Annotated in this window: 19 protein-coding genes and 1 pseudogene; 8 read left to right on the top strand and 12 right to left on the bottom strand. The window is 72.8% G+C overall.

What is annotated here, in order from left to right:
* Position 1: 1 nt before the first annotated feature.
* The 5 genes and pseudogenes from ACFPZN_RS41150 to ACFPZN_RS41130 form a co-directional block, all read right to left on the bottom strand.
* Positions 2-445: a roadblock/LC7 domain-containing protein gene (locus tag ACFPZN_RS41150; RefSeq protein ID WP_378288013.1), complete on the bottom strand. Its 444-nt coding sequence runs from the start codon at positions 443-445 to the stop codon at positions 2-4.
* Complete coding sequence (locus tag ACFPZN_RS41145) at positions 442-3,297, bottom strand: sensor histidine kinase (protein WP_378288028.1); 2,856 nt, start codon at positions 3,295-3,297, stop codon at positions 442-444. The genes ACFPZN_RS41150 and ACFPZN_RS41145 overlap by 4 nt, the downstream gene beginning before the upstream one ends.
* Before the next feature lie 133 nt (positions 3,298-3,430).
* Positions 3,431-4,014, bottom strand: a pseudogene (locus ACFPZN_RS41140) (GTP-binding protein).
* Positions 4,015-4,094: 80 nt separating this feature from the next.
* Positions 4,095-4,511 carry a roadblock/LC7 domain-containing protein gene (locus tag ACFPZN_RS41135; RefSeq protein ID WP_378288027.1) on the bottom strand — a complete coding sequence of 139 codons (417 nt, stop codon included), beginning with the start codon at positions 4,509-4,511 and terminating at the stop codon, positions 4,095-4,097.
* On the bottom strand, positions 4,511-7,042 hold the full coding sequence (locus tag ACFPZN_RS41130) for a sensor histidine kinase (RefSeq protein ID WP_378288012.1): 2,532 nt from the start codon (positions 7,040-7,042) through the stop codon (positions 4,511-4,513). Before ACFPZN_RS41130 ends, ACFPZN_RS41135 begins: the two co-directional genes overlap by 1 nt.
* A gap of 219 nt (positions 7,043-7,261) precedes the next feature.
* On the opposite strand from ACFPZN_RS41130, the gene ACFPZN_RS41125 reads away from it, so the two are divergent.
* Complete coding sequence (locus ACFPZN_RS41125; RefSeq protein ID WP_378288011.1) at positions 7,262-8,104, top strand: sirohydrochlorin chelatase; 843 nt, start codon at positions 7,262-7,264, stop codon at positions 8,102-8,104.
* Between the two features lie 375 nt (positions 8,105-8,479).
* On the opposite strand, the gene ACFPZN_RS41120 is transcribed toward ACFPZN_RS41125, so the two are convergent.
* Both ACFPZN_RS41120 and ACFPZN_RS41115 read right to left on the bottom strand, forming a co-directional pair.
* Complete coding sequence (locus ACFPZN_RS41120; protein WP_378288010.1) at positions 8,480-9,289, bottom strand: enoyl-CoA hydratase/isomerase family protein; 810 nt, start codon at positions 9,287-9,289, stop codon at positions 8,480-8,482.
* Between the two features lie 9 nt (positions 9,290-9,298).
* Entirely contained in the window at positions 9,299-10,201 is a 903-nt protein-coding gene (locus ACFPZN_RS41115; RefSeq protein WP_378288009.1) for an SDR family oxidoreductase, read from the bottom strand.
* Between the two features lie 284 nt (positions 10,202-10,485).
* On the opposite strand from ACFPZN_RS41115, the gene ACFPZN_RS41110 reads away from it, so the two are divergent.
* Positions 10,486-11,649, top strand: coding sequence for an NAD(P)H-dependent amine dehydrogenase family protein (locus tag ACFPZN_RS41110; protein ID WP_378288008.1), 1,164 nt, complete (start codon positions 10,486-10,488; stop codon positions 11,647-11,649).
* Positions 11,650-11,659: 10 nt separating this feature from the next.
* A complete protein-coding gene (locus tag ACFPZN_RS41105) occupies positions 11,660-12,586 on the top strand; it encodes a glutathione S-transferase family protein (RefSeq protein ID WP_378288007.1) in 927 nt (308 codons plus the stop codon).
* Here the strand turns inward: ACFPZN_RS41105 and ACFPZN_RS41100 are convergent.
* Positions 12,573-13,622: a serine/threonine-protein kinase gene (locus tag ACFPZN_RS41100; RefSeq protein WP_378288006.1), complete on the bottom strand. Its 1,050-nt coding sequence runs from the start codon at positions 13,620-13,622 to the stop codon at positions 12,573-12,575. The two genes, ACFPZN_RS41105 and ACFPZN_RS41100, sit on opposite strands and share 14 nt — an antisense overlap.
* A 146-nt stretch (positions 13,623-13,768) precedes the next feature.
* Between ACFPZN_RS41100 and ACFPZN_RS41095 the strand changes: the two genes are divergently transcribed.
* The 5 genes from ACFPZN_RS41095 (at position 13,769) to ACFPZN_RS41075 (ending at position 20,637) form a co-directional block, all read left to right on the top strand.
* Positions 13,769-14,440 carry an AIM24 family protein gene (locus ACFPZN_RS41095; RefSeq protein WP_378288005.1) on the top strand — a complete coding sequence of 224 codons (672 nt, stop codon included), beginning with the start codon at positions 13,769-13,771 and terminating at the stop codon, positions 14,438-14,440.
* Between the two features lie 213 nt (positions 14,441-14,653).
* Complete coding sequence (locus ACFPZN_RS41090; RefSeq protein WP_378288004.1) at positions 14,654-18,370, top strand: multifunctional oxoglutarate decarboxylase/oxoglutarate dehydrogenase thiamine pyrophosphate-binding subunit/dihydrolipoyllysine-residue succinyltransferase subunit; 3,717 nt, start codon at positions 14,654-14,656, stop codon at positions 18,368-18,370.
* Between the two features lie 192 nt (positions 18,371-18,562).
* Positions 18,563-18,742: a DUF6104 family protein gene (locus ACFPZN_RS41085; RefSeq protein ID WP_378288003.1), complete on the top strand. Its 180-nt coding sequence runs from the start codon at positions 18,563-18,565 to the stop codon at positions 18,740-18,742.
* A 349-nt stretch (positions 18,743-19,091) separates the two neighbouring features.
* The gene (locus ACFPZN_RS41080) at positions 19,092-19,916 is read left to right on the top strand and encodes a DUF4097 family beta strand repeat-containing protein (RefSeq protein WP_378288002.1); all 825 of its coding nucleotides are present in this window, start codon (positions 19,092-19,094) and stop codon (positions 19,914-19,916) included.
* 1 nt (position 19,917) lies between these two features.
* The gene (locus ACFPZN_RS41075) at positions 19,918-20,637 is read left to right on the top strand and encodes a PadR family transcriptional regulator (protein ID WP_378288001.1); all 720 of its coding nucleotides are present in this window, start codon (positions 19,918-19,920) and stop codon (positions 20,635-20,637) included.
* 8 nt (positions 20,638-20,645) lie between these two features.
* On the opposite strand, the gene ACFPZN_RS41070 is transcribed toward ACFPZN_RS41075, so the two are convergent.
* From ACFPZN_RS41070 to ACFPZN_RS41055, 4 genes are read right to left on the bottom strand one after another with little or no spacing between them, the layout of a single operon-like run.
* The gene (locus ACFPZN_RS41070) at positions 20,646-21,614 is read right to left on the bottom strand and encodes a zinc-binding dehydrogenase (RefSeq protein ID WP_378288000.1); all 969 of its coding nucleotides are present in this window, start codon (positions 21,612-21,614) and stop codon (positions 20,646-20,648) included.
* A gap of 53 nt (positions 21,615-21,667) precedes the next feature.
* The gene (locus ACFPZN_RS41065; protein ID WP_378287999.1) at positions 21,668-22,474 is read right to left on the bottom strand and encodes an amino acid ABC transporter ATP-binding protein; all 807 of its coding nucleotides are present in this window, start codon (positions 22,472-22,474) and stop codon (positions 21,668-21,670) included.
* The gene (locus ACFPZN_RS41060; protein WP_378287998.1) at positions 22,471-23,484 is read right to left on the bottom strand and encodes an amino acid ABC transporter permease; all 1,014 of its coding nucleotides are present in this window, start codon (positions 23,482-23,484) and stop codon (positions 22,471-22,473) included. The genes ACFPZN_RS41065 and ACFPZN_RS41060 overlap by 4 nt, the downstream gene beginning before the upstream one ends.
* Before the next feature lie 4 nt (positions 23,485-23,488).
* Positions 23,489-24,394: an ABC transporter substrate-binding protein gene (locus ACFPZN_RS41055; RefSeq protein ID WP_378287997.1), complete on the bottom strand. Its 906-nt coding sequence runs from the start codon at positions 24,392-24,394 to the stop codon at positions 23,489-23,491.
* Positions 24,395-24,647 lie beyond the last annotated feature (253 nt).

Below are 24,647 nucleotides of genomic sequence, written 5' to 3'. Positions count from 1 at the left end.
CTCAGGCGCCGCCCAGGTCGGCCGCGACGATCCGCGGATTGGCCGACAGGTGCTGCCCCACCCGGGTCACCAGCATCGCCATCTCGTAGGCGATCACGCCGAGGTCGGCGTCGGCGTCGGCCAGCACCGCCAGGCAGGCGCCCTTGCCCGCCGCGGTGACGAACAGGAACGCCGACTCCATCTCCACGATGGTCTGCCGGACGGGGCCGCCGCCGAACGTCTCGCCGGCGCCGCGGGCCAGGCTCTGGAAGGTGGCCGCCACCGCCGAGAGGTGGTCGGACTGCTCCTTGCCCAGTCCCTTGGACGCGGCGATCCGCAGACCGTCGCTGGACAGCACGGCCGCGTTCTGCACCTGCGCCACCCGCTGGACCAGGCTGTCGAGCAGCCAGTTCAGCTCGCCGGCCGCCGCGCCGGGATCCGCGCCTGCCTGCTGGGCTTCGGTCATGGGGTGTCGTCCTCCTCGGCTCGGGACTGCCCGGCTTGCGCCGCCTGTCCTGAATCAATACGTCCGCGCTCCCAGCCGCGTTGCATGGAGGACATGATCGATCGCATCTCCTCCGGCGTGCGCGGCCGGTCGTCCCCCGGGTCCGGCCCACCCGGATCCGGGCCGCCCGGACCGTCCGGAACGTCGTCAACCTGATCATGCCGGGTCGCGCCGGCCGCCGTGGGCGGATCCGTCGCGATCGGCTCCGCCGGGGGTGGGGCGGCGGGGGGAACGGGAGCCGCGAGCGGCACGGGACGCTCCGGCGGGCCCGCGGGAACCGGCGGGACCGCCGGCCCCTGCGGAAGCGTCGGAATCCGCGGGATCTGCTTGGGAACGGGCGGGACGGCCTCGCCGCGCCGCTCGGCCGCCAGGTCGGCGTCCACGCGCTCCTTGAGCTGGGGCGCCAGGTGCGTCTGCCGCCTGCGCCGCGGGAGCTCTCCCTCGGCCAGGGGCGCCTGCTCCTGGGCCGGCTCGTCCCGGGACTGCCGCACCGGCTCCGCGGGCGGTGCGGGCGGTGCGGGCGGCGCCGCGGGAGCGGGCGGCGCGGGCGGAACGGGAGCCGGAGGCGCCACGGGCGGAACAGGCGGGACGGACGGCGCGGGCGGGAGCGGCGGCGCCGAGGCCAGCGGACGGCCCGCATCCGCCGGAGGCGGGTTGGACACCAGCCGCACCGGACCGGTGTCGCCGGACGGCCGCGCGCCCCCGCCGCCGCCCGCCGAGATCCCGGCGTGCTCGGGCATGGCCGCCATCGGGCCGGTGCCGCGCCGCCCGGCGGGCTCGGGCTCGGGGACGTCGGTGATGAGCGCGGCCGGGATGAGCGCGATCGCGGTCGTCCCCCCGTACGGGGACTGCCGCAGGCTGACGGTGATGCCGTGCCGGCGGGCCAGCCGGGCGACCACGAACAGGCCCAGCCGGGCGCTGTCGGACGGGTCGAACTCCGGCGGCTCGGCCAGCCGCTCGTTGGCGATCGTCAGGTCGTGCTCGGTCATCCCCAGGCCGCGGTCCTCGACCTCGACGACCAGGCCGTTGGCCACGCTGTGGCCGCTGACCCGCACCGGCGACTGGGGCGGCGAGTACGTGGTGGCGTTCTCCACGATCTCGGCGAGCATGTGGATGACGTCGGCGACCGCGGTGCCCTGCAGGGCGACCCGGGGCAGCGGCTGCACCCGGACCCGCGGGTAGTCCTCGACCTCGGCGACCGCGCCGCGGACCACGTCCACCACCGGCACCGGGCGGCGCCAGCCGCGCCCGGCGGACTTGCCCGCCAGGATGACCAGGCCCTCGGCGTGCCGGCGCATGCGGGTGGCCAGGTGGTCCAGCCGGAACAGGTCCGACAGCTCGGCCGGGTCCTCGGTGCGGCGCTCCATGGTGTCCAGCAGGCTGAGCTGGCGGTGCAGCAGGGCCTGGTTGCGGCGGGCCAGGTTGACGAACACCTCGCTGAGCCCGTTGCGGACCTCCAGCTCGCGGGCGGCGGCGACCAGCACCGCGTCCCGGGCGCGCTGGAACGACTCGGAGATCTCGCGGATCTCGTTGATCCGGTAGTCGATGTCGGGGACGTCGTCGTCGATCCCGTCGATCGGCTCCCCGTCGCGCGCCCGCTCGGCCAGCATCGGCAGGGTGCGGCGGGTGAAGTCGCCCACGCCCCTGGCCAGCGTCCGGGTCTCCCCCAGGAGCCGGCGCGAGACCCGGATCGCGATGACGATCGAGACCACGATGGCGACCAGGCCGGTCCCGCCCGCCAGCGCCAGCCGCCGCACCACGCCGAAGGCGATGTCCTCGGCCCGGTGGGTGATGTCCTCGAGGGAGGCGTTCTCGAACTCGAACAGGCGCCCGGCGACGGTGTCCACGGTGGCCCGCCAGGAGGCGGCGTCCACCGGCGCGAGGGCGGCCTCGTTCCCGGCCCCGCCGGCGTCGCCGCCCGCGGTGTCCCCGCCCGCGCCGTTCCCGGAGCCGCCGCGGCCCTGGCCGCCCTGGCCGGTGCCGTTGCGCCCGCCGGGCTGTCCCTGCCCGGCGCGGTGCTCGGCCGGCTCCGCGCCGCGCACGATCTGGTCCTCCAGCCGGCGCATGTGCGTGAACTCCGGCGTGGCGAGCAGGTTGCGCAGCCGGTCGCGCTGCGCGGCCCGCAGCCCGGCCGAGTTGTCGGCGTACAGGTGCCGCTGCGCGCCCACCAGCTGGGCGAACTGGGCGCGCTCGGCGACGGTGAGGTGCCCGGCGACCGCCGCGCCGGTCAGCAGCGCGTCCTCGCGGGCCAGGAACTCCCGCGCCCGGGCCATCGCGATCAGCGTCGTGCCCTGCGCGGCGATCCGCGCGTCGGCGGGCGCCACCGAGGCGTAGATGGCGAACGCCGCGTCCACCAGCCCGGAGTACTCCTCCAGCACCCGCGACCGGTCCGTGGTGCGGCCGTCCACCCCGCCGCGCATCTGCTCCAGCCCGTTCAGCCGGGTCACGAACACGTCGATCCGCTCCACCACGGGCCGGTCGATCGCGTTGCGCAGCCGGCGGTCGGCGGCGTGCCGCCGCACCTCGGCCCGGACCCGGTCGGTGGCGCGGCGCTGGTCCGCCAGCGCGGACGGCGTCGCCGCGCGGGACCCGGCGAGGCGGCCCAGGGACAGCCTGCGCTCCTTCTGCAGGGCGTCGATCAGCCGCTGTGTGGGCAGCAGCGACTTCTCCTGGAACTGGTTGCTCTGCTGGAGCTGCCGGGCGTCGCCGTAGGTGGTGCCGATGGCGAACGCCCACAGGGCGGCCAGGGAGATCAGCGGGACCAGGATCAGCAGGACGATCCAGGTCCGGATCGAGGAGAAGCGCCGGGCCATCACCGCTGATGACCCCTGCGCCCGTCGGGAGCGGAGAGCTGCCAGAGGCGCGACATGCGGGGGAAAACCTCTCGATATGTAGGTTTAAGGGGGGACTGCCGGAGCCTACTACGCCGGGCGGCGCCGGCCCATGTCAACCGGCGGGGGCGGCGGCGCCCTCCTCGGCGTCCGACCAGCTCAGCACGTGCTCGACCAGCCGGATCAGCACGTCCTGGCCGAGTCGCGGCTGCGCACGTCGCACAGCACGACCGGGACGCCGGGATCGAGGTCCAGCGCGATCGCGATGTCCTCGGGACGGTGCGACTCGACGCCGTCGAAGCAGTTGACCGCCACCACGAACGGCGTGCCGCGCTGCTCGAAGTAGTCGATGGACGGGAAGCAGTCGCGCAGCCGCCGGGTGTCGGCCAGCACCACCGCGCCGAGCGCGCCGTAGGCGAGCTCGTCCCACATGAACCAGAACCGCTCCTGCCCGGGCGTGCCGAACAGGTAGAGCACCAGCCGCTCGGTCAGCGTGACGCGGCCGAAGTCCATGGCCACGGTGGTGGTGCCCTTGCGCTCCACGCCCGCGACGTCGTCCACGCCGGCGCCGCGGCCGGTCAGCGGCTCCTCGGTGTGCAGCGGGCGGATCTCGCTGATGGAGCCCACCATCGTGGTCTTCCCGACGCCGAAGCCGCCGGCCACGAGGATCTTGGTGGTGACCAGCGGCCCGGGCGTCACCGGCGCACCGCCCGCGGCGGGCCGGCGGCCGGGGCGGCGCCCGCCCTCGCCTGGTGCGCCGCCGCGCCGTCCATGCCGGGTCAGGCCCCGTCGAAGCCCGTACCGGCGAAGCGCGGGCTGGCCTGCAGGTGCTGACCCACCCGCTTGACCAGGACGGCCATCTCGTAGGCGATCAGGCCGGCGTCGGCGTCGGCGGCCGCCAGCACCGCCAGGCAGGCGCCCTTGCCCGCCGCGGTGACGAACAGCAGCATGGAGTCCATCTCGATGATGGTCTGCCGGACGTTGCCGCCGCCGAAGTGCCGGCCGGCGCCGCGGGCCAGGCTCTGCACCCCGGCCGCCAGCGCCGACAGGTGCTCGGCGTCCTCACGTCCCAGTTCCTGGGAGGCCGCGACGGCCAGGCCGTCACGAGAGAGGATCACCGCCTGGCGGACCGTCGGGACGCGCCCGGCGAAGTCGTTGAGCAGCCAGTTCAGTTCACCGGTCGCGGTGTTGTGCATCATCGCGCTTCCTCATCCCCCTGATCCGACGCTCGGGCGCGTCGCCATCCTCGCTGTATCGACGCCATCATCGAACGGGCCTCCTCGGGCGACCGGACGATGACGCCGGCCGGACCCTGTTCCGCCGCCGGTGGTGGCGGCGTTCCGTGCTTCCTTCGCAGTTGCGGGGCCAGGCTCTCCTGGCGTCGCCGCCGGGGCAAGCCGGCGTGGGTGTCCGCCGGCTCGGACGGCTGCCCGCCGCCGTTCGCCGCGCCCGCACCGCCGGTGGCGGTGCGCGCGCCGGCTCCCGGCACGGGAGGGCGTCCGCCCTCCCGGGGCTCGACGCCGCCTTCCGCGGCCGCGGGGGCGGCCGGGTCGGCGACGTCGTCGAACCAAGGATTGCCCGCCGACGCGGAGTTCGCAGCAGAAACGCCGGTTTCGGGGGCATCTTGGTCGTTCTGGGGCATCGTCCGGCCCGCGATGCGGAGCAGCGGAACGGGTTCCGGAGCGGGCTCGACGTCCGGGAAGGACTCGGACTCCGGCACGGGCACGGACGACGCTGGTTCCTCAAGTTCTTCGGGTCCTTCAGGTTCTTCGGGTTCTTCGGGCACCCGGGGCGCCTCGGACGGGGCGGGGCGCGCGGCCAGGAGCGCGCGTCCGGGACGGGTCACGCGCTCGGCGGGGACCATGAGCTCGTGCGGCAGCACCACGATCGCGGTGGTGCCGCCGTACGGGGAGGGCCGCAGCGAGACCCGGGCCCCGTGCCGGGCGGCGAGCCGCGCGACCACCAGGAGTCCCAGGCGGTCGGTGTCGGCCAGGTCGAACTCCGGCGGGGCGGCGAGCCGGGCGTTGAGCTCGTCCAGCTCGGCGGGCCGCATGCCCAGCCCGCGGTCCTCGACCTCGATCGCGAACCCGCTGCCCACCCGCTCGGCCAGCAGCCGGATGGCGGTGCTGGGCGGGGAGAACGTGGCCGCGTTCTCCAGCAGCTCGGCCAGCAGGTGGACCACGTCGGGCACCGCGCCGCCCACCAGCCCCTCCCGGGACTGCGTGAGGACCGACACCCGGTCGCGCTCCTCGATCTCGGCGACGGCCTCGGCGAGCACGTCCGCCATCGGGACGGCCTCGCGGCGTCCCCGGCCGGGGCTGGCGCCGGACAGGATGATCAGGCTCTCGGCGTGCCGCCGCATCCGGGTGGCCAGATGCCCGAGGCGGTCGACCCGGCCGGGCTCGGCCGCGTCCCCGCCCTGCGGGCGGCCCTGGTCCCGCATCTCCTCCAGCATGGCCAGCTGGCGGTGCAGCAGCGACTGGTTGCGGCGGGCGATGTTGAGGAAGACGCGGTTCACGACCTCGTGCAGCTCGGCGCGGCCTTCCGCGGCCTCCCCGGCGGTCCGCCGGAGCCCGGTGAGCGCGTCCGCGACCTGGCGGATCTCGGTGGTACGGCTCGCCGGCGGAGACGCCGTGGACGCAGGCTCCTGCGCGTCCTCCGGCGGCTCGCCCGGTCCGGCGGCGGCGGCGCGGAGCGCGGCCAGCTCGCCGACCAGGCCGCGGCCGGACCGGAAGGCCACGACGATCGACGCCAGCACCGCGACCAGCCCGAGCCCGCCCGCCAGCGACAGCCGCAGCGTCAGCTCCCGGCCGCGGGCGTCCTGCTCGGCGGCCAGCATGCGGGACGCCTGCTGGTTCGCGGCGCCGAGCGTGCCGAGCAGCGGCGGGACGGTGGCGCTCCACTGGCGGGCGTCCACCTCCGCCTCCTCGGCCGCGGCCCCGGCGACGGCCTCCTCCAGGGCGCGGAAGCCGGTGTAGGCGGGCGAGGAGAACAGCGGGGCCAGCACGCGGCCGTGCACCCCGGCGGGCAGGTGCGCCCGCTGGTCGGCCCACAGCAGCCGCTGCGCGGCGACCGTCTCGACGAAGCGGCGGTGCTCGGCGGCGGTCAGCCGGCCGTCCCCGGCGGCGGCGCCGGCGACCAGCGCGCTCTCCCGCATCACCAGGTCCATGGCGCGGGTGCCGGCGACCAGGCCCGCGCTCCAGTGGTAGAGGGCGCCGTCGGCGGTGGGGGCGCGCCGTTCGGTGAAGGCGTGCATCGCCTCGACGGGGGCGCTGTAGGTGTCGATCGCGGCGACCGGCTCCATGCCGCGGCCGTCGGCGGTGCGCCGGGAGGCGGGCAGCCGGTCCAGTTCGCGCAGCGCCTCGCGCAGCGCGCCCGCCGCGCGGTCGTCCGGGCCGCCCGCCGCGTCCAGCTCCTCACGGGCCCGGACGCGGAACGCGCGGGCCGCGGTGTCGGTACGGCCGCGGGCGGCGTCCAGCTCGGTCCGCGGGGCGTCGCCGGGGCCGCCGAGGAAGGCGGCGGTGGCCTGCCGTTCGGTGCCGAGGGCGAGGACGACATCCTGGACGGCGGTGCGCATCCGGGTCGTGGAACGCTCCGCCGCGCGGTGGTCGAGGGACTCGCCGAGGGTGAGCACCGCGGTGAACGACCACAGCGCGACCAGGGACAGCACGGGCACCAGGAGCAGCAGGACGATCCTTGATCGGATCGAACGCGTTCGAGGATTCATGTCCCACTCGTGGCTCGCCTGGGTTGCCCCCGGACTGTCAGACCGTTCCCCCGGACTGCGGATGCCGACCGATCATAGAGGCTGCTGCTCCCGTACCCGCAAGTTCTCTATATTTCGGTACAAATAACCCCCTGTTGGGTGTCGGTCACCCCCGCGGCAGAGGCGAACAAAGGGCGGCGGAATCACCCATGTGCCCGTTACGGCGTTACGATTCCCGCCGTGAGTCCCGAAAGCCAGGCATCCGAGGCACTGCCGTCACGGCGCCGCCGAACCCCGCGCGGCGGCCGGCACCGCGGCGACGAATCCTTCAAGCTGCCACCCGGCTCCCCCACCCTCGTCCTCGCCGTCCCCGGATCCGTCCGGAGCGCCGGCGGGGTCCCCGAGGAGCTCGCCAGGCTCATCGAGATCGAGCACACCGGCCAGCCCACCCTGGTCGGTTACCTGGACGGGGACGACCGGCACCTGGGCGCCGTGCTGGCGGCGCTCGACCAGCAGCGACCCGACGAACCCGGCGCGGTGGTCGTGCCCCTGGTCACGGGGCCCGACCCCGCGGCCGAGGGCGCGATGCGCAAGATCGTGGCGGACGCCCCGCTGCACGCCGTCCCGGCCGAGCCGCTGGGCCCGCACCCGCTGATCGCCGAGGCGCTGCACGACCGGCTGGCCGACGCCGGGCTGGCCCGCGCCGACCGGATCCGGATGATGACCATGGTCACCGCCGCGGGCGGGGTCATCGTCGTCGTCCCGGGCGACGCGCTCGCGGTGCGGCAGGCCGAGGTCACCAGCGTGCTGCTGGCCTCCCGGCTGGCCTCGCCGGTGTTCACCGCGCGGATCGACGACGGCGCGGGCATCCAGGCGGCCGCCGCGCAGCTGCGCGCGTCGGGCGTGGCACGGCTGGCGGTGGCGCCGCACGTCATCGGGCTGGAGCCGGGCGGCGAGCACATCGCCGCGGCCGCCGCGGCGGCGCAGGCCGAGCACTCCGCCCCGCTGGGCGCGCACCCGGCGCTGGCCAGGGTGGCCGCGCTGCGGTACGTCGAGGCGCTCTCCAGCGCCCTGTCGGGCTGACTCCGGAGCCCCCGCCGGGCCGGCTCCGGGGCCCCGCCGGGCGGGCCCCGCGCCTTCGGGCCGCTCACGGCGCCGGAGCGCCGACACCAGGGCGCCGGGCACCTTGGCCTCCGCGACGCATGCCCGCGATCCCGTGCGGGCGCCCTGAGGGCCCTGAGCGCCGTGCCGCGCGCCGCGGCCGGGCGCGCCCCCGGGCGGCCGGGCCCGTTCCCCTGGGCGGGACGGCCCGTTCCGGGCGGCGACACGCCCGGACGAACATCGATGTCGCGACCGGTACGGGATCGCAACCGGACCGCTACAAGATCGATATGGGCCGGATCCGACCGCCGCGGCCGGCCGGCCCGCGCGGACCGGCCGGCCGTTCCGGAGAACCGGTCAGCGGTTCTTGAACTCGGGGGGACGCTTCTCCAGCGTCGCGGCCATCCCCTCGGCGAGATCCTCGGTGAAGAACGCCATGGTCTGGATCCCGGTCTCCAGCGCCAGCTGCCGGCGCAGGCCCGGGGCGTCCAGGGTGAGGTTGAGCAGCTCCTTGGTGCGCCGCAGCCCGTAGGGCGACTTGGCGAGCAGCTCGCCGGCCAGCGCCAGCGCGCCGTCCAGGTCGCCGCCCTCCGCCGCGACCTCGGTGACCAGGCCGAGCTCGCGGGCCCGTTCCACGTCCAGCCGCTGCGCCCGGTAGAAGATCTCCGCCGCGCGGGCGGTGCCGACCAGCCGCGGCAGCAGCCACGACAGCCCGCAGTCGCCCGCCGACAGCCCCAGGTTCGTGAACGGCACCACGAACCGGGTCGTCGGGTCGGCCACCCGCAGATCGCACGCCAGCGCCCAGGAGACGCCCATCCCGGCGACGGGGCCGTGCAGCGCGGCGATGACCGGCTGCGGGATCTCCCGCAGCCGGGCGGTGACCTCGCCGCCCCGCGTGATGCCGTGGTGGATCCGCTGGAGCCGGCCCTCGCCGCCGGCCGTGTCGTCGCCGTCGCCGGCGCCGCCGCCCATCAGGTCCATGCCCGAGCAGAACCCGCGCCCCTCGCCGGTGAGGACCACGACGTGGGTCGCCGAGTCGCGCATCAGCTCGTTCAGGACGTCCAGCAGTTCCTCGGTGAGGGCGGCGGTGACGGCGTTCAGTCGCTCCGGGCGGGACAGGGTGATCACCAGCACCCCGTCCCGCCGGTCGATCCGGAGATCAGCCATCGGAGCGGGTCAGGAGCTCAGCTGCTGGATGAGGGGCCCCATCTGCTCGCCGACGTTCTTGTAGACGGTGTACGGCTCGGCGGCGTTGATGGCCTCCCAGTTGTCCCGGATCGCCTCCACCGAGAGGGCGTCGTTGGTGCCCCAGCCCGCGCCCTCGGCCACCAGGATCCGCGCGACCCGGCCGCCGCCGACGGTGTAGACCTCGCCGGAGACCTCGATGCTCTCGTGCGCCAGGTAGGCGACCAGCGGGGTGACCTTGTCGACGCCCAGCTTCTCGGAGAAGTCGGCGGGCAGCAGGTCCTCGGTCATCCGGGTCCAGGCGACGGGGGCGATCGCGTTGGCCTTGACGTTGTACTTCTTGCCCTCGTGCGCGAGCGTCTTGGTGAACCCGACCAGGCCCATCTTGGCCGTGGCGTAGTTGGCCTGGCCGAAGTTGCCGAACAGGCCCGCCGGGGACGAGGTGTTGACGATCCGGCCGTAGCCCTGGTCGCGCAGGTGCGACCAGGCGGCGCTCGACACCAGGAACGAGCCGCGCAGGTGCACCGCGATGACCGAGTCGAACTCCTCGGGCGCCATGTTCTTGAACGACTTGTCGCGCAGGATGCCGGCGTTGTTGATCACGATGTCGAGCTTGCCGAAGGTGTCCAGCGCGGTCTGGATGATCGCCTGCGCGCCCTCGGCCGTGGCCACGTTGTCGGGGTTGGCGACGGCCTCGCCGCCGTTCTTCTTGATCTCCTCGACCACGTCCTGGGCCGGGCCCGCCGAGGAGCCGACGCCCGCGCGGTCGCCGCCCAGGTCGTTCACCACGACCTTGGCACCGCGCGCGGCCAGCTCCAGCGCGTGCTGCCGGCCCAGGCCGTGCCCGGCCCCGGTGACGACGGCGACGCGACCGTCGTAGCGCAGTTCCGACATCCTGTCTCCTCACATCGCAGCGGCTGCGTTCCCCCGGATGACCACCCGGATGACCCCTAGGTAACCATCAGAGGGTTACCCAGTGGTACCACCCGACCGAATCGCGCTCGGACTCGGCCCCCGGCCTGCTCCGCCGGGCACGGTTCTCCCCGAAGCCCGGCGAGATGGGAGGAAGTTCTAACAACTACGTCTTTCACTGCAAGGTTCGGCGTAAGCTCCACAGCCAACCGGCCGCCCGGCCCGATCCACCACCCTTCCGCAGCGCTGAGCACGGAGGATCGACGATGCCCGGACCAGACCTGCCCACCGCGACCGCCGCCGCTCCCCGTTCGACGGCGGCGGGCGCCCCCGGCCCCCGGTCCCGCGGCGGGCCGCGCCCGTACCGCGTCGTGCAGTGGGCCACCGGCGCGCTGGGCCGCGCCGTCATCCGCGGCATCCTGGAACGCCCCGGCTTCGAGCTGGCCGGGACGCTGGTGTACGACCCCGCCAAGGCCGGCGCCGACGCCGGGGTCCTGGCGGGCCGCTCCCCCACCGGCGTCACCGCCACCGCGGAGCCGTGCGACATCCTCGACCTGGACGCCGACTGCGTCGTCTACGCGCCCGGTCCCGCCGGCGACCCCTTCGCCGACGCCGGGACCGTCTGCGCGCTGCTGGCCTCCGGCAAGAACGTCATCGCCACGCACGGCTACGTCTACCCCCGCGCACACGGCGAGCACCTGGCCGAACGGCTGGAGGACGCCTGCGCCCGCGGCGGCACGTCCGTCCACGGGACAGGCGTCAACCCCGGCTTCATGTCCGATCTCATGCCGCTGACGCTGTCGCGGCTGTCCCGAGGGATCACCCACGTGTACACGCGGGAGTGCTCGGACTTCTCCGGGCACCCGTCCAGCCGGATGGTCCGCCGCATGCTCGGCCTCGGCAGGACCGAGGAGGCGTTCGTGCGCGGACTCCGCCCCACCCGCGCGGTCATGCAGACGCTGGCCGCCGAGAGCATGCACCTGGTCGCCGCCGGGCTGGACCTGGAGCTGGACGAGATCGACACCGACGTGGACTACCGGCTCGCCCCGGACGGCTTCACCATCGCCTCCGGCACGATCGAGCGCGGCACCGTGGCCGCCGCCCGCTGGACGTTCAGCGCGATGGCCGGCGGGCGCCCCGCGATCACCGTCGAGCAGATCCACAAGGCCGACGCCGAGCACGTCCCCGAGTGGGGCCGTCCCGGGTACGCGGTGCGGGTGCACGGCCGCCCCTCGGTCACGCTGAGCACCGACGAGGACTGGGTGTCCAACGGCATCTCGGCCGCCGCGGCGCACGCCCTCAACGCCGTCCCGGCGGTGTGCGCGGCCGCGCCCGGCATCCGCACCTTCCTCGACCTGCCGCCGATCACGGGCCGCGTCTCGCCCCGCCACCACCCCGGCGGAAACGGTGGGAACGCCCGTTCCGGGTAGGAACGCCGGTATGACCACGGTCGAGACAGAGATGTCGGGCGGCGGTTTCGTCCGGCAGCCCAACCGCTTCACCGACACCATCACCGCCGACGGTTCCAGCGGCCACCGCGCCGAACCCGGCCGGTACCGCCTGCTGGTCTCCCTGGCCTGCCCGTGGGCGCACCGGACGCTGATCGTCCGGCGGCTGCTGGGCCTGGAGGAGACGATCTCCGTGGGCGTGGTGGACCCGATCCGGGACGAGCGCGGCTGGCGCTTCCCCGAACCCGACCCGGTGACCGGGGCGACCTTCCTGTCCGAGCTCTACCTGGCCACCGCCCCGTCCTTCGACGGCCGCTACACCGTCCCCTGCGTGTGGGACGCCGAGACCGGGCTGCTGGTCACCAACGACTTCCCGGCGATCACGATCACGATGGAGACCGAGTTCGCCGCCTGGCACGCCGCCGGCGCCCCCGACCTCTACCCCGAACGGCTCCGCCCCGAGATCGACGAGCTGGACGAGCGCGTCTACCAGACCGTCAACAACGGCGTCTACCAGGCCGGTTTCGCCACCGCCCAGGAGCCCTACGACCAGGCCGTCGAAGCGCTCTTCGCCACCCTCGACGCCCTGGAGGAACGCCTCGCCGGCAACCGCTACCTGTTCGGCGACCGGGTGACCGAGGCCGACGTGCGCCTCTACCCGACCCTGGCGCGGTTCGACGCGGTCTACTACTCCCACTTCAAGTGCAACCTGAGGCGCCTGGTCGACTACCCCAACCTGTGGGCCTACGCCCGCGACCTCTACTCCCTGCCCGCCTTCGGTGAGACGACGGACTTCGACCACATCAAGCGGCACTACTACGTGACGCAGCGCATGGTGAACCCGTCCGGCGTCGTCCCCAAGGGCCCCCTGGTCGACTGGGACGAGCCGCACGGCCGCGAGCGCCTCAGCTCATCATGAGCAGCGCCACCAGCGCACCGGCCACCAGCAGGGCCGTCCCCACATAGAAGAGGACACCCCCGGCCCTCCACGCCGCCGCCGCGGGCACGGTGGCCGGCGCGGCGGCGGGGGCCGTGGGCGGACGCGCCGGTGCCGCCGTGGCGGGGCCCGCGGAACGGCCCGGCACAGGCCAGGTCGGATCCGGGCCGTTTCCACCCGCCACGATCAGCAGCGCCTCCGCCGTCCCGGCCCCCATCCGCCGCGCCGGGTCCTTGTGGAGCAGGCCGTCGAGGACCGGGCGCAGCGGCCCGGCCCGTACCGGCGGATCCGGCTCCTCGGTCAGGACCGCGCCGAACACCGCCACCGGATCCTCCCGGTGGAACGGCGCGCGGCCCTCGACCGCCGCGTACAGGGTGGCGCCCAGCGCCCACAGGTCGGACTCGGGCCGGGCCCGCCCACCGCGCATCCGCTCCGGCGCGATGTAGGCGGGCGAACCGAGCACGCCCCCGTTCTGGGTGAGGGTCGCCTCCCCCTCGATGACCGCGATGCCGAAGTCGGTCAGCACCGCCCGGCCGGTCGCCTCGTCCAGCAGCACGTTCCCCGGCTTGACGTCGCGGTGCAGGATCCCCACCGCGTGCGCGGCGCCCAGCGCCCCCAGCAGCTCCAGCCCGATCCGGGCGGCCCGGCCCGGCGGCAGCGGCCCGTCCCGCCGGATCGCCTCCTGCAGCGAACGCCCCCGCACCAGCTCCATCACCACCCACGGGCGGGCGTCCTCGACCACCACGTCGAAGACCTTCACCACCCCGGGATGGGACAGCCGGGCCGCCGAGCGGGCCTCCCGCACCGCCCGCCTGGCCGTCGCCGACCGCTCCGCCTCGGACCGCCCGCCGGGCATGAGCATCTCCTTGACGGCGACCTCCCGGTCCAGCACCTCGTCCCGGGCCCGCCAGACCACGCCCATGCCGCCGCGCCCCAGTTCCGCGAGCAACCGGTAGCGGTGCGCCACCAGGCCGTCCCTCTGCGCGTCCTCGGCCGCGGGAGCCGATTCGTCTCTCACACACGTTGTTCGTCCGAAGACGGCGTTCGGATTGCCCGAGTGGCCGGATTAGTTCAAGACTGGCCGCGACCAGTCGTTATGCTGACGGGTCGCGCCTGAAGTCACACCCGACCCGCAGTCATTCAGGAAAGGCAAGGCCCCACCCGATGCGCAGCAACTTCTTCGGCAACATGGAACAGGGCCAGCAACTCCCCGGCCACTTCGCGCTCCAGAACTCCAAGATGCTCCGGATCCACCTGAACGGCGACGTCCTGGCCCGGCAGGGCTCCATGGTCGCCTTCCAGGGGCAGATGGAGTTCGACTACGAGGGCTCCGGCGGTATCGGCAAGTTCATCAAGAAGGCCGTGACCGGCGAGGGCGTCCCGCTGATGCGGGTCAAGGGCCAGGGCCTGCTGTTCGTGGCCAACGACGCCGACGACATCCACCTCTTCTACCTGGAGAACGAGGGCATCACCGTCAACGGCGCCAACATCCTGGCCTACGACTCCCATCTGCACTCCGACATCCAGAAGGTCCAGGGCGGCGGCATGATGGCCGGCGGCCTGTTCAACACCACCCTCCAGGGCCAGGGCTGGGTCGCGCTGACCACCCACGGCACCCCGGTCATGCTCGACCCGAGCCGCGCCCCCACCTACGCCGACGGCCAGTCCGCGGTGGCCTGGAGCACCAGCCTGCAGACCGGCATCAACAAGACCTTCAAGGCCGCCGCGCTGATCGGCCGGGGCAGCGGCGAGGCCGTGCAGATCTCCTACCAGGGCCAGGGCTTCGTCCTCATCCAGGCCAGTGAGGGCCCCTCGGTCGCCCCGCACACGCACTGACACGCCGCGCACGACCCGGGGGGCACGGCGGCGTCCCCCCGGGAGTTTCATCGGAACCTGCCGAACCCGGCCCGCGCCGGTCGGCAGGTTCGGCCGTTTCGGCCGGTCTCCGGCGGAGGTCGCCCATCATGTGCATGGGTGAGGTGCAAGTGCGAGTAGCCTTGACTCGTCTCAGAACTCACCTGCGAGCTGCGGAAGAGGGCGATCTCCGCCGTGTCGACAGAGTCAGCGCAATCAAGTGCCGACCCCAAGATGACAGACTTCGGTGCCAACGAGTGGCTGGTCGACGAGCTGTACCAGAAGTACCTCGAAGACCCCAACTCGGTTGACGAGGCCTGGTGGAACTTCTTCGCGGACTACCAGCCGGAAACCCGGCCCGCCGCGACCCCCGCCTCTCCGGCGGTCCCCCAGGCCCCGGGCGGCTCGGCCGCCAACGGCACCGCGGCTGCTCCGCCGACACCGCAGGCGCCTCCCGCGGCGCCCAAGGCCCCCCAGGCCCCGGCGCCCGCCGCCAAGCCGGCCGGCGGCAAGGCGGCCGCCAAGCCCGCCCCGCCGCCCGTCCCCGCGGGCGCCGAGGAGGTGCGGCTGCGCGGCGTGGCGGCCCGGACGGCCACCAACATGGAGGCCAGCCTGGCGGTGCCGACCGCGACCAGCGTGCGGGCCGTCGCGGCCAAGCTGCTGATCGACAACCGCATCGTCATCAACAACCACCTCAAGCGCGGCCGCGGCGGGAAGGTGTCGTTCACGCACCTGATCGGCTTCGCGATCGTGCGGGCGCTGGCGGCGATGCCGGAGATGAACGCCGCCTACACCGAGGTCGACGGCAAGCCGGTGCTGATCAAGCCCGAGCACGTCAACTTCGGCCTGGCCATCGACCTGCAGAAGGCCGACGGGCAGCGGCAGCTGGTGGTGCCGAGCATCAAGGCCGCCGACAGCCTCGACTTCCGCCAGTTCTGGGCGGCCTACGAGGAGATCGTCCGCAAGGCCCGCGGCAACAAGCTCACCCTGGACGACTTCCAGGGCACCACGATCAGCCTGACCAACCCGGGCACCATCGGCACGGTCCACTCCGTGCCGCGGCTGATGCCCGGCCAGGGCACCATCATCGGCGTCGGCGCGATGGAGTACCCGGCCGAGTTCGCCGGCGCCTCCGCCGAGACGCTGTCGCGGATGGGGATCAGCAAGGTCATGACGCTGACCTCCACCTACGACCACCGGATCATCCAGGGCGCGCAGTCCGGCGACTTCCTGCGCCGCATCAACCAGCTGCTGCTGGGCGAGGACGGCTTCTACGACGAGATCTTCGAGGCGCTGCGGATCCCGTACGAGCCGGTCCGCTGGGTGAAGGACATCTCCGCCACCCACGAGGAGGACGTCGCCAAGGTCGCCCGCGTCCACGAGCTGATCCACGCCTACCGGGTCCGCGGCCACCTGATGGCCGACACCGACCCGCTGGAGTACAAGCAGCGCCGCCACCCCGACCTCGACATCCTCCAGCACGGCCTCACCCTGTGGGACCTGGAGCGCGAGTTCGCCACCGGCGGGTTCGGCGGCAAGCCGACCATGAAGCTGCGCGACATCCTGGGCGTGCTCCGGATGGCCTACTGCCGCACCGTCGGCATCGAGTACATGCACATCCAGGACCCCGAGGAGCGCGCCTGGATCCAGGAGCGCGTCGAGGTCCCGCACGACAAGCCGTCGCGCGAGGAGCAGCTGCACGTGCTGCGCCGCCTCAACAGCGCCGAGGCGTTCGAGACGTTCCTGCAGACCAAGTTCGTCGGCCAGAAGCGGTTCTCGCTGGAGGGCGGCGAGTCGGTCATCCCGCTGCTCGACTCGGTGATCTCCGCCTCCGCCAAGGCGCACCTGGACGAGGTCGTCATCGGCATGGCCCACCGCGGCCGGCTGAACGTGCTCGCCAACATCGTCGGCAAGTCCTACGGGCAGATCTTCGGCGAGTTCGAGGGCAACCTCGACCCGCGCAGCGCCCAGGGCTCCGGCGACGTCAAGTACCACCTGGGCGCCGAGGGCGACTTCGTCGCCGAGGACGGCTCCAAGATCCACTGCGAGCTGGTCGCCAACCCGTCCCACCTGGAGACCGTCGACCCGGTCCTGGAGGGCGTGGTCCGCGCCAAGCAGGACCTCCTGGACGTCGGCGAGGCCGGGTTCAGCGTGCTGCCCATCCTGATCCACGGCGACGCCGCGTTCGCCGGGCAGGGCGTGGTCGCCGAGACCCTCAACCTCTCCCAGCTGCGCGGCTACCGCACCGGCGGCACCGTGCACGTGATCATCAACAACCAGGTCGGGTTCACCACCGCGCCCGAGTACTCGCGCTCCAGCGTCTACTCCACCGACGTGGCCCGGATGATCCAGGCACCCATCTTCCACGTCAACGGCGACGACCCCGAGGCCTGCGCCCGGGTCGCCCGGCTCGCCTTCGAGTACCGGCAGACGTTCAAGAAGGACGTCGTCATCGACATGGTCTGCTACCGGCGGCGCGGCCACAACGAGGGCGAGAACCCCTCGTTCACCCAGCCGCTGATGTACGACCTGATCGACGCCAAGCGCTCGGTCCGCAAGCTCTACACCGAGGCGCTGATCGGCCGCGGCGACATCACCGTCGAGGAGGCCGAGGCCTCGCTGCGCGACTACCAGCTGCAGCTGGAGCGGGCGTTCACCGAGACCCGCGAGGCCACCAAGAAGCCCCTGGAGCCGGGCGCGGTCGTCAAGCCGGACGTCGAGGAGCGCATCCCGATCGACCACGGCTCGGCCGGCACCGCGATCAGCGCCGAGACGGTCAAGCGCATCATCGAGTCGCAGCTCAGCCTGCCGGAGGGCTTCAACGTCCACCCGCGGCTCCAGCCGATCCTGCAGCGCCGCGTGCAGTCGGTCGAGGACGACGCGATCGACTGGGCCACCGGCGAACTGCTGGCCTTCGGCTCCCTGCTGATCGACGGCCGCCCGGTCCGGCTCGTCGGCCAGGACAGCCGCCGCGGCACCTTCGGCCAGCGGCACGCCGTCCTCGTCGACCGCAAGACCGGCGAGGAGTACACCCCGCTCAAGCAGTTCGGGCAGGGCGTGTCGAAGTTCTACGTGCACGACTCGCTGCTCAGCGAGTACGCGGCGATGGGCTTCGAGTACGGCTACTCCATGACCCGCCCCGACGCGCTCGTCGCCTGGGAGGCCCAGTTCGGCGACTTCGCCAACGGCGCCCAGTCGATCGTGGACGAGTACATCTCCTCCGGCGAGCAGAAGTGGGGCCAGCGCTCCGGCGTCGTGCTGCTGCTGCCGCACGGCTACGAGGGCCAGGGGCCGGACCACTCGTCCGCCCGCATCGAGCGCTACCTGCAGCTGTGCGCCCAGGACAACATGACGGTCGTCTACCCGACGACCCCGGCCAACTACTTCCACCTGCTGCGCTGGCAGGTGCTGTCCGGCCGCGCCAAGCCGCTCGTCGTGTTCACGCCCAAGTCCCTGCTGCGCCTCAAGGCCGCCGCCTCCCCGGTCGCCGAGATCACCGACGGCGCGTTCCAGCCGGTGATCCCCGACACCGACCCGGCGATCGACCCGTCCGGCGTCCGGCGGGTGCTCCTCACCACCGGCAAGATCTACTACGACGTGGTGAACGCCCGTAAGGAGCGCGGCGTCACCGACACCGCCATCGTGCGGGTCGAGCGGCTCTACCCGCCGCCCGTCGACGAGATCAAGGCCGAGCTGGCCAAGTACCCGTCCGGCACCGAGATCCTGTGGGTCCAGGACGAGCCCGCCAACATGGGCGCCTGGCCGTTCATGGCGCTCAAGCTCTCCCACCACATTGAGGGCCTGGCGATGAAGCGGATCTCCCGCCCCGCCTCCTCGTCCCCCGCCGTGGGCTCGGCCAAGCTCCACCAGGCCGAACAGGAAGCCCTGCTCACCCGCATCTTCGGGCAGTAGCTGTGTTCATCTGGGGGGCCACCCCCCAGACCCCCAGGCGGGGCGGGCGCACCCGTCCGCTCGCCTGGGGGCTCGCTCCAGGGCACACCCGCCCCGGTGGGGGGCCGGCCCCCCACACCCCCCGGCAGGGGCTCCGCCCCCACACCCCCGGACAAGCGTCCGGGAACCGGAATCGATGAGAGACCACGCGACATGTACTTCACCGATCGGGGGATCGAGGAACTGGCCGACCGCCGCGGCGGAGAAGAGGTCAGCCTGGGCTGGCTGGCCGAGCGGCTGCGCGAGTTCGTCGATCTGAACCCCGACTTCGAGATCCCCGTCGAGCGCCTGGCGACCTGGCTCGCCCGCCTGGACGAGGACGAAGAGGAGTAGGAGATCAGGGGGCCGGGTTCGACCCGGCCCCCTGATCGCTTTCCACCCGCCCCCGGCCCACCCCGAAACGCGATACATCTTGACTTCCCAAAAACGCGACATATCGTGTGTACTGAAAGCAGAACCCCGCACCGAACCACTCCGCCCCACCCCCACCCGGGGGCAAGGGGGCGAAGCCCCCAGGAATCGGGGGCTAGGGGCGAAGCCCCAGCGGGGGGGTGCGGGGGGCGGAGCCCCCTGCCAAGGGCCGGGTGCCCCGTAAGGAGCGCCAGCGACTGGAGGGGTGCGCGGCCCGCCGGGGGGCGTGGGGGGTCGCCCCCCACAATGAAACGACTAGAGGGAGAAAGTGGTGCGTTGGACTGTCGACGAACCGGCCACCCTCGATTTCGACGGCGTGGTGGCGTTGAAGGCCACCCTCATCGCGGGCAGCGTCTCGGTGCTGGCCTCCGATGACCGGCCCTCGGTGCTGGTCGGGGACGTGGAGGGGCCGCCGCTGGTGGTGGGCCATGAGGCCGGGATGCTGACGATCACCCATGAGCGGTTGTGGGAGGGCGTGCTCACGTGGCTGCGCACGCACAGGGCGCGGGCCGCGATCACGGTGACGGTGCCGCGCGACTGCCCGGTCACGCTCAACCTGGTGTCCGCGGACGCGGTGATCACGGGGATGACGGCGCGCACGTCGATCCGGAGCGGTGCCGGGGATGTGACGCTGGACGGGGTGACCGGTGCCATCGACGCGAACACGGTGTCCGGGGCGATCGAGGCGCAGGGCCTGGACGGCCGGGTGTCGTTCACCTCGGTGTCGGGCGATCTGGCCCTGGCCGGCGGTGACATCGATACGCTGGCGGCCCGGACGGTCAGCGGGCGCATCGCCGCGGACGTCGATCTGGCGGGGGGCGGCCGGATCGAGGTGAACACGGTCTCGGGCGAGGTGGCGCTGCGGATCCCGGAGTCGGCCGGGGCGCAGGTGGCGCTGCACTCGGCGGCGGGGCGGATCGAGACGTCGTTCCCCGAGCTGGGCCGCGAGGAGCGGGCGGTGACCAGGAGCGTCACCGGCAAGCTCGGGGACGGTTCGGGCCGGCTGTCGGTCAACACGGTGTCGGGCGGTGTCGCCCTGCTCGGTCGGGCGGGGGACGGCGGGGCCGGCGCCTTCGATCCCGGAATGGAGAAGTGAGTTGAGCCCCGTATTCGGTCATGGCCGCCTGCGCCTGTACCTGCTGAAGCTGCTGGAGGAGAGCCCGCGGCACGGGTACGAGGTGATCCGGCTGCTGCAGGACCGGTTCCTCGGGGTGTACTCGCCCTCGCCCGGCACGATCTATCCGCGGCTGGCGCGGCTGGAGTCGGAGGGCCTGGTCAGCCATGAGGTGATCAAGGGCAAGAAGGTGTACTCCCTGACCGACAAGGGCCGGGAGGAGCTGGAGCGGCGGATGGACGAGCTGGCCGATCTGGAGGAGGAGATCTCCGCGTCGGCCCAGGAGTTCGCCCGGGAGGTCCAGCAGGACGTGCGGCAGACGGTGCGGTCGCTGCGCGAGGAGCTGACCCAGGCCGCCAAGACCATGCGCGATCAGAGCCGTACCGCGTCCAAGGAGGCCTGGCGGGAGACCACGGACCGCCAGAAGGAGGAGTGGGAGCGGCAGAAGGACCACTGGCGGGAGCAGAGCCAGGCGTGGCGGGACGAGTGGCGGCACACCTGGGAGGAGGCGTGGAAGACCGCGACGGGGTCGCGGCATGACGTGAACCGCCTCAAGGTGGAGCGGATGCTGCGCACCTTCGTGGACGACGTGCGCGCGGCGGCGAAGGACTCCCGCCTGGACGACGACGACCTGACCGCCGTCCAGGCCCTCCTCGAGGAGACCCACACCCGCCTGCGCGACGAGATCTTCCGCCAGGACTGACCGCACGCCTACACGGCGAAGACGATCTTGCCGAAGAGCTCGCCCTCGTTCATGGCGGCGAAGCCGTCGCGGGCCTCGGCCAGGGGCAGGGTGCGGTCGACGACCGGGCGGGTGCCGCTCTTGACCAGGAAGCGGGCGAGGCGTTCGAGCTGGTCGCGGGTGCCCATGGTGGAGCCGACGACCGAAAGCTGGAGGAAGAAGACCCGGTTGAGCTCGGCCGGGGGGACCTGGCCGCTGGTGGCGCCGGAGATCACGATGCGGCCGCCGGGGCGCAGCGACTTCAGGGAGTGCGACCAGGTGGCCTGGCCGACGGTCTCCATGACGGCGTCGACGCGTTCGGGGAGCCGGGCGCCGGATTCGAAGGCGGCGTCGGCGCCGAGTTCGAGGGCGCGCTTGCGCTTGGACTCGCTGCGGCTGGTGGCCCAGACCCGGTAGCCGGCGGCGGAGCCGAGGGCGATCAGCGCGGTGGCGACGCCGCCGCCGGCGCCCTGGACCAGGACGGTCGAGCCGGGCTGGAGGCCGGCCTTGTCGAACAGCATCCGGTAGGCGGTGAGCCAGGCGGTGGGCAGGCAGGCGGCCTCGGCGAACGACAGTTCGGCGGGCTTGGGCACCAGGTTGCGGCGGGGTACGGCGACGCGTTCGGCGAAGGTGCCGTCGTGGCTCTCCGACAGCAGGGACCGCTTGGGGTCGAGGGTCTCGTCGCCGCCGCCGCGCGCGGGGTCGCCGATGACGGAGTGGACGATGACCTCGTTGCCGTCCTCGTCCACTCCGGCGGCGTCGCAGCCGAGGGTGATCGGGAGCTGTTCGGCGCGCAGCCCCACGCCCTTCAGCGACCACAGGTCGTGGTGGTTGAGGGCGGTGGCCTTCACCGTGACGGTGGTCCACCCTTCGGGGACCTCCGGTTCGGGCCGCTCGCCGAGCGTCAGGCCGTTCAGCGGATTGTCTGCGTCGAATTGCGTAGCCGTGACAGCGAACATGACCGCACCCTAGTCCGCGGCCCGCCTGCCGCCCGAGACCGGGGTCGCCCGGGTCACAGGACCTTGGACAGGAAGTCCTGGGTGCGGGGGTGCCGGGGGTTGGCCAGGACCTCGCGGGGCGGGCCCTGCTCGACGATCACGCCGCCGTCCATGAAGACCAGGGAGTCGCCGACCTCGCGGGCGAATCCGATCTCGTGGGTGACGACGACCATGGTCATGCCGTCCAGGGCGAGCTGCTTCATGACCTCCAGGACCTCGCCGACCAGTTCGGGGTCGAGCGCGGAGGTGGGCTCGTCGAAGAGCATCAGCTTGGGCTGCATGGCCAGGGCACGGGCGATGGCGACGCGCTGCTGCTGGCCGCCCGACAGCTGCGCCGGGTAGCTGCGGACCTTGTCGGCCAGGCCGACCCGGTCCATCAGCTTCAGCGCCCGCTCGCGGACCTGCGTCTTGGGTTCGCGCTTGACCCGGCAGGGCGCCTCCATGACGTTCTCCAGCGCCGTCATGTGGGGGAAGAGGTTGAAGCGCTGGAAGACCATGCCGATCTCGCGGCGCTGGGCGGCGACCTCGCGGTCGCGCAGCTCGTAGAGCTTGTCGCCCTTCTGCCGGTAGCCGACCAGGTGGCCGGCCACCCACAGCCGCCCGGCGTCGATCTTCTCCAGGTGGTTGATGCAGCGCAGGAAGGTCGACTTGCCGGAGCCGGACGGGCCGATGACGCACATCACCTCGCCCGGCCGCACCTCCAGGTCGATGCCCCTGAGTACTTCCAGGCGCCCGAAGCTCTTGTGGATGTTCTCGGCCCGCACCATGAAGTCGTCCTGGACCTCGACGGTGTCGGCGCCGCCGGCGGACGGTTCGCTCATCGGTCCTCCCCCTCGTCCTTCCGGAGATCGGGGCCGCCCTCGGCGGGCCCCGTACCGGCCGGGGCGGTGCGCGCGCGGTCGCGCCGCCGCGGTCTGCCGGTCGCCGCCGCCCCGCGGGAGAAGTGGCGCTCGATGTAGTACTGCCCGACCAGCAGGAAGCTGGTCAGGACCAGGTACCAGACGCACGCGGCCACCAGCATCGGGAACACCTGGAAGGTGCGGTTGCCGACGGCCTGGAGCTGGAAGAACAGCTCGTTGCTGACCGGGACGAAGGCGACCAGCGAGGTGTCCTTCAGCATCGCGATGGTCTCGTTGCCGGTCGGCGGGATGATCACCCGCATCGCCTGCGGGAGCACCACCCGGCGCATCGTCTGGAACCGGGACATGCCCAGCGCCGACGCCGCCTCACCCTGCCCGGGGTCGACCGACATGATCCCGGCGCGGACGATCTCGGCCATGTAGGCCGCCTCGGACAGCGCCAGGGCGAGCAGGCCCGCCATGAAGCCGGTCAGCAGGGTCCGCGCGTCCAGGGTGAACAGCGTCCCCTCGAGGTTGACGCCCAGCAGGTCGCTGAACACCCCGGCGAACGGGATCCCGCCCACGTGGTACTCGGCGTACAGGATCCCCATGTTGCCGAACAGGATCGCCAGCACCAGCCGCGGCACCGCCCGGAAGAACCAGGTGTAGAGCCAGGCGACGCCGCTGAGCACCGGGTTGGGCGACAGCCGCATCACCGCCAGCACCACGCCCATGACCACGCCGATCAGCATGGCCAGCACGGTCAGCGCGATCGTGGTGTAGACGCCGCGGACGATGTTGGGCCGGAAGGCGTTGTCGACGATGAACGACCACTGGAACTTCTCGTTCGTCACCAGCATGTTGACGAACATCGCGGCGAGCACCGCGATGACCGCCACCGCCACCCAGCGCCCCGGGTGCCGGACGGGCACGGCCGTGATGGTCTCCGGCCGTGCCCGCGGCGCCGAGAGGTCCTCGGTTGTGTGGGTCATGGGATCAGGGGTTCACTGCCGAGTCGTTGAGGGCGCCCGCCTGGACGTTCCACTTCTCCAGGATCTTCTTGTACGTGCCGTCCTGCATGAGCGCCTTGGTGGCCTCCGAGACGGCCTGCCCGAGCTGGGTCTGGTCCTTCTTCAAGACGTACCCGTACGGGGCGGCGTCGTAGATGTCGCCGAGCAGCTCCAGCTGGCCGTTGGTCTGCTTCACCGCGTAGGCGATGATCGGCGAGTCGGCCAGGCCGGCGTCGTCCTTGCCGGACACGACCGCGGCGGTGGCCTGGTCCTGCCCCTGGTACTGGTCGATGGTGATCGCGGGCTTGCCCGCGTCCGTGCACGCCTTGGACTTCTTCTCCACGTCCTCGACCTGCACGGTGCCCTTCTGGACGGCCACCTTCTTGCCGCAGGCGTTGTCGGGCTGGACGCCGCCCGGGTTGCCCTTCTTGGTGGCCCACTGGGTGCCGGCGTTGAAGTAGCTCACCATCAGGACCTGCTGCTTGCGCTCGGGGTTGATGGTGAACGAGGACACCCCGGCCTCGTACTTGCCGGACTGCACGCCCGGGATGATGTCGTCGAACTTGGAGCTCACCCACTCGGTCTTGAGCCCGAGCTTGGTGGCGACCGCGTCGAACAGCTCCTTGTCCCAGCCGATGACGGTCTTGCCGTCGGTGTCGAGGAACTCGTTGGGGGCGTACGAGGAGTCCGTCCCGATGACGATCTTGCCGTCCGCCTTGATGTCGGCGGGGACCAGACCCGCCAGCCGGGCGTCGGTGCCACCCGATGGGGTGATCGTGCCGCCGGCCCCGGTGCCCTCGTTCTTCTCTCCGCAGGCCGACAGGGCGAGGGCGCCCGTCAGCACGAGCGCGCCCGCCGCGACGGCGCGGCGGCGCAGAGAACCAGTGATCACAGGTCCCCCTCCGTCTGGTTCAGGTGGATCCGTCCGGATCCGTCGGTCGGTGCATAGTTTCGCGTACACCAGCCGTGATCTGGATAAAGGGTGCGAAACAATCGGACAACAAGGATGTTCGGGTCATCGCCCCACCCCTCGATCATCTCACGCTCCGTAATGACCGAACAGCACAGAGTGTCACCGACGTGACCCCCGCCACCGGCCCCGCCCAGGGGCGGGACCGGGCGCCTGTGGCACAATCGGACAACGG

Origin of the sequence: Actinomadura rugatobispora (assembly GCF_042656285.1) — a bacterium.
In the GTDB taxonomy this organism is placed as follows: domain Bacteria; phylum Actinomycetota; class Actinomycetes; order Streptosporangiales; family Streptosporangiaceae; genus Spirillospora; species Spirillospora rugatobispora.
This window is presented reverse-complemented; position numbering and strand designations above follow the sequence as displayed.

Excerpts from the sequence above, each read along its gene's own strand:
- ACFPZN_RS41150 (WP_378288013.1), bottom strand. The coding sequence starts at position 445 with ATGACCGAAGCCCAGCAGGCAGGCGCGGATCCCGGCGCGGCGGCCGGC.
- ACFPZN_RS41145 (WP_378288028.1), bottom strand. The coding sequence starts at position 3,297 with ATGGCCCGGCGCTTCTCCTCGATCCGGACCTGGATCGTCCTGCTGATC.
- ACFPZN_RS41135 (WP_378288027.1), bottom strand. The coding sequence starts at position 4,511 with ATGCACAACACCGCGACCGGTGAACTGAACTGGCTGCTCAACGACTTC.
- ACFPZN_RS41130 (WP_378288012.1), bottom strand. The coding sequence starts at position 7,042 with ATGAATCCTCGAACGCGTTCGATCCGATCAAGGATCGTCCTGCTGCTC.
- ACFPZN_RS41120 (WP_378288010.1), bottom strand. The coding sequence starts at position 9,289 with ATGGCTGATCTCCGGATCGACCGGCGGGACGGGGTGCTGGTGATCACC.
- ACFPZN_RS41115 (WP_378288009.1), bottom strand. The coding sequence starts at position 10,201 with ATGTCGGAACTGCGCTACGACGGTCGCGTCGCCGTCGTCACCGGGGCC.
- ACFPZN_RS41110 (WP_378288008.1), top strand. The coding sequence starts at position 10,486 with ATGCCCGGACCAGACCTGCCCACCGCGACCGCCGCCGCTCCCCGTTCG.
- ACFPZN_RS41105 (WP_378288007.1), top strand. The coding sequence starts at position 11,660 with ATGACCACGGTCGAGACAGAGATGTCGGGCGGCGGTTTCGTCCGGCAG.
- ACFPZN_RS41095 (WP_378288005.1), top strand. The coding sequence starts at position 13,769 with ATGCGCAGCAACTTCTTCGGCAACATGGAACAGGGCCAGCAACTCCCC.
- ACFPZN_RS41085 (WP_378288003.1), top strand. The coding sequence starts at position 18,563 with ATGTACTTCACCGATCGGGGGATCGAGGAACTGGCCGACCGCCGCGGC.
- ACFPZN_RS41070 (WP_378288000.1), bottom strand. The coding sequence starts at position 21,614 with ATGTTCGCTGTCACGGCTACGCAATTCGACGCAGACAATCCGCTGAAC.
- ACFPZN_RS41065 (WP_378287999.1), bottom strand. The coding sequence starts at position 22,474 with ATGAGCGAACCGTCCGCCGGCGGCGCCGACACCGTCGAGGTCCAGGAC.
- ACFPZN_RS41060 (WP_378287998.1), bottom strand. The coding sequence starts at position 23,484 with ATGACCCACACAACCGAGGACCTCTCGGCGCCGCGGGCACGGCCGGAG.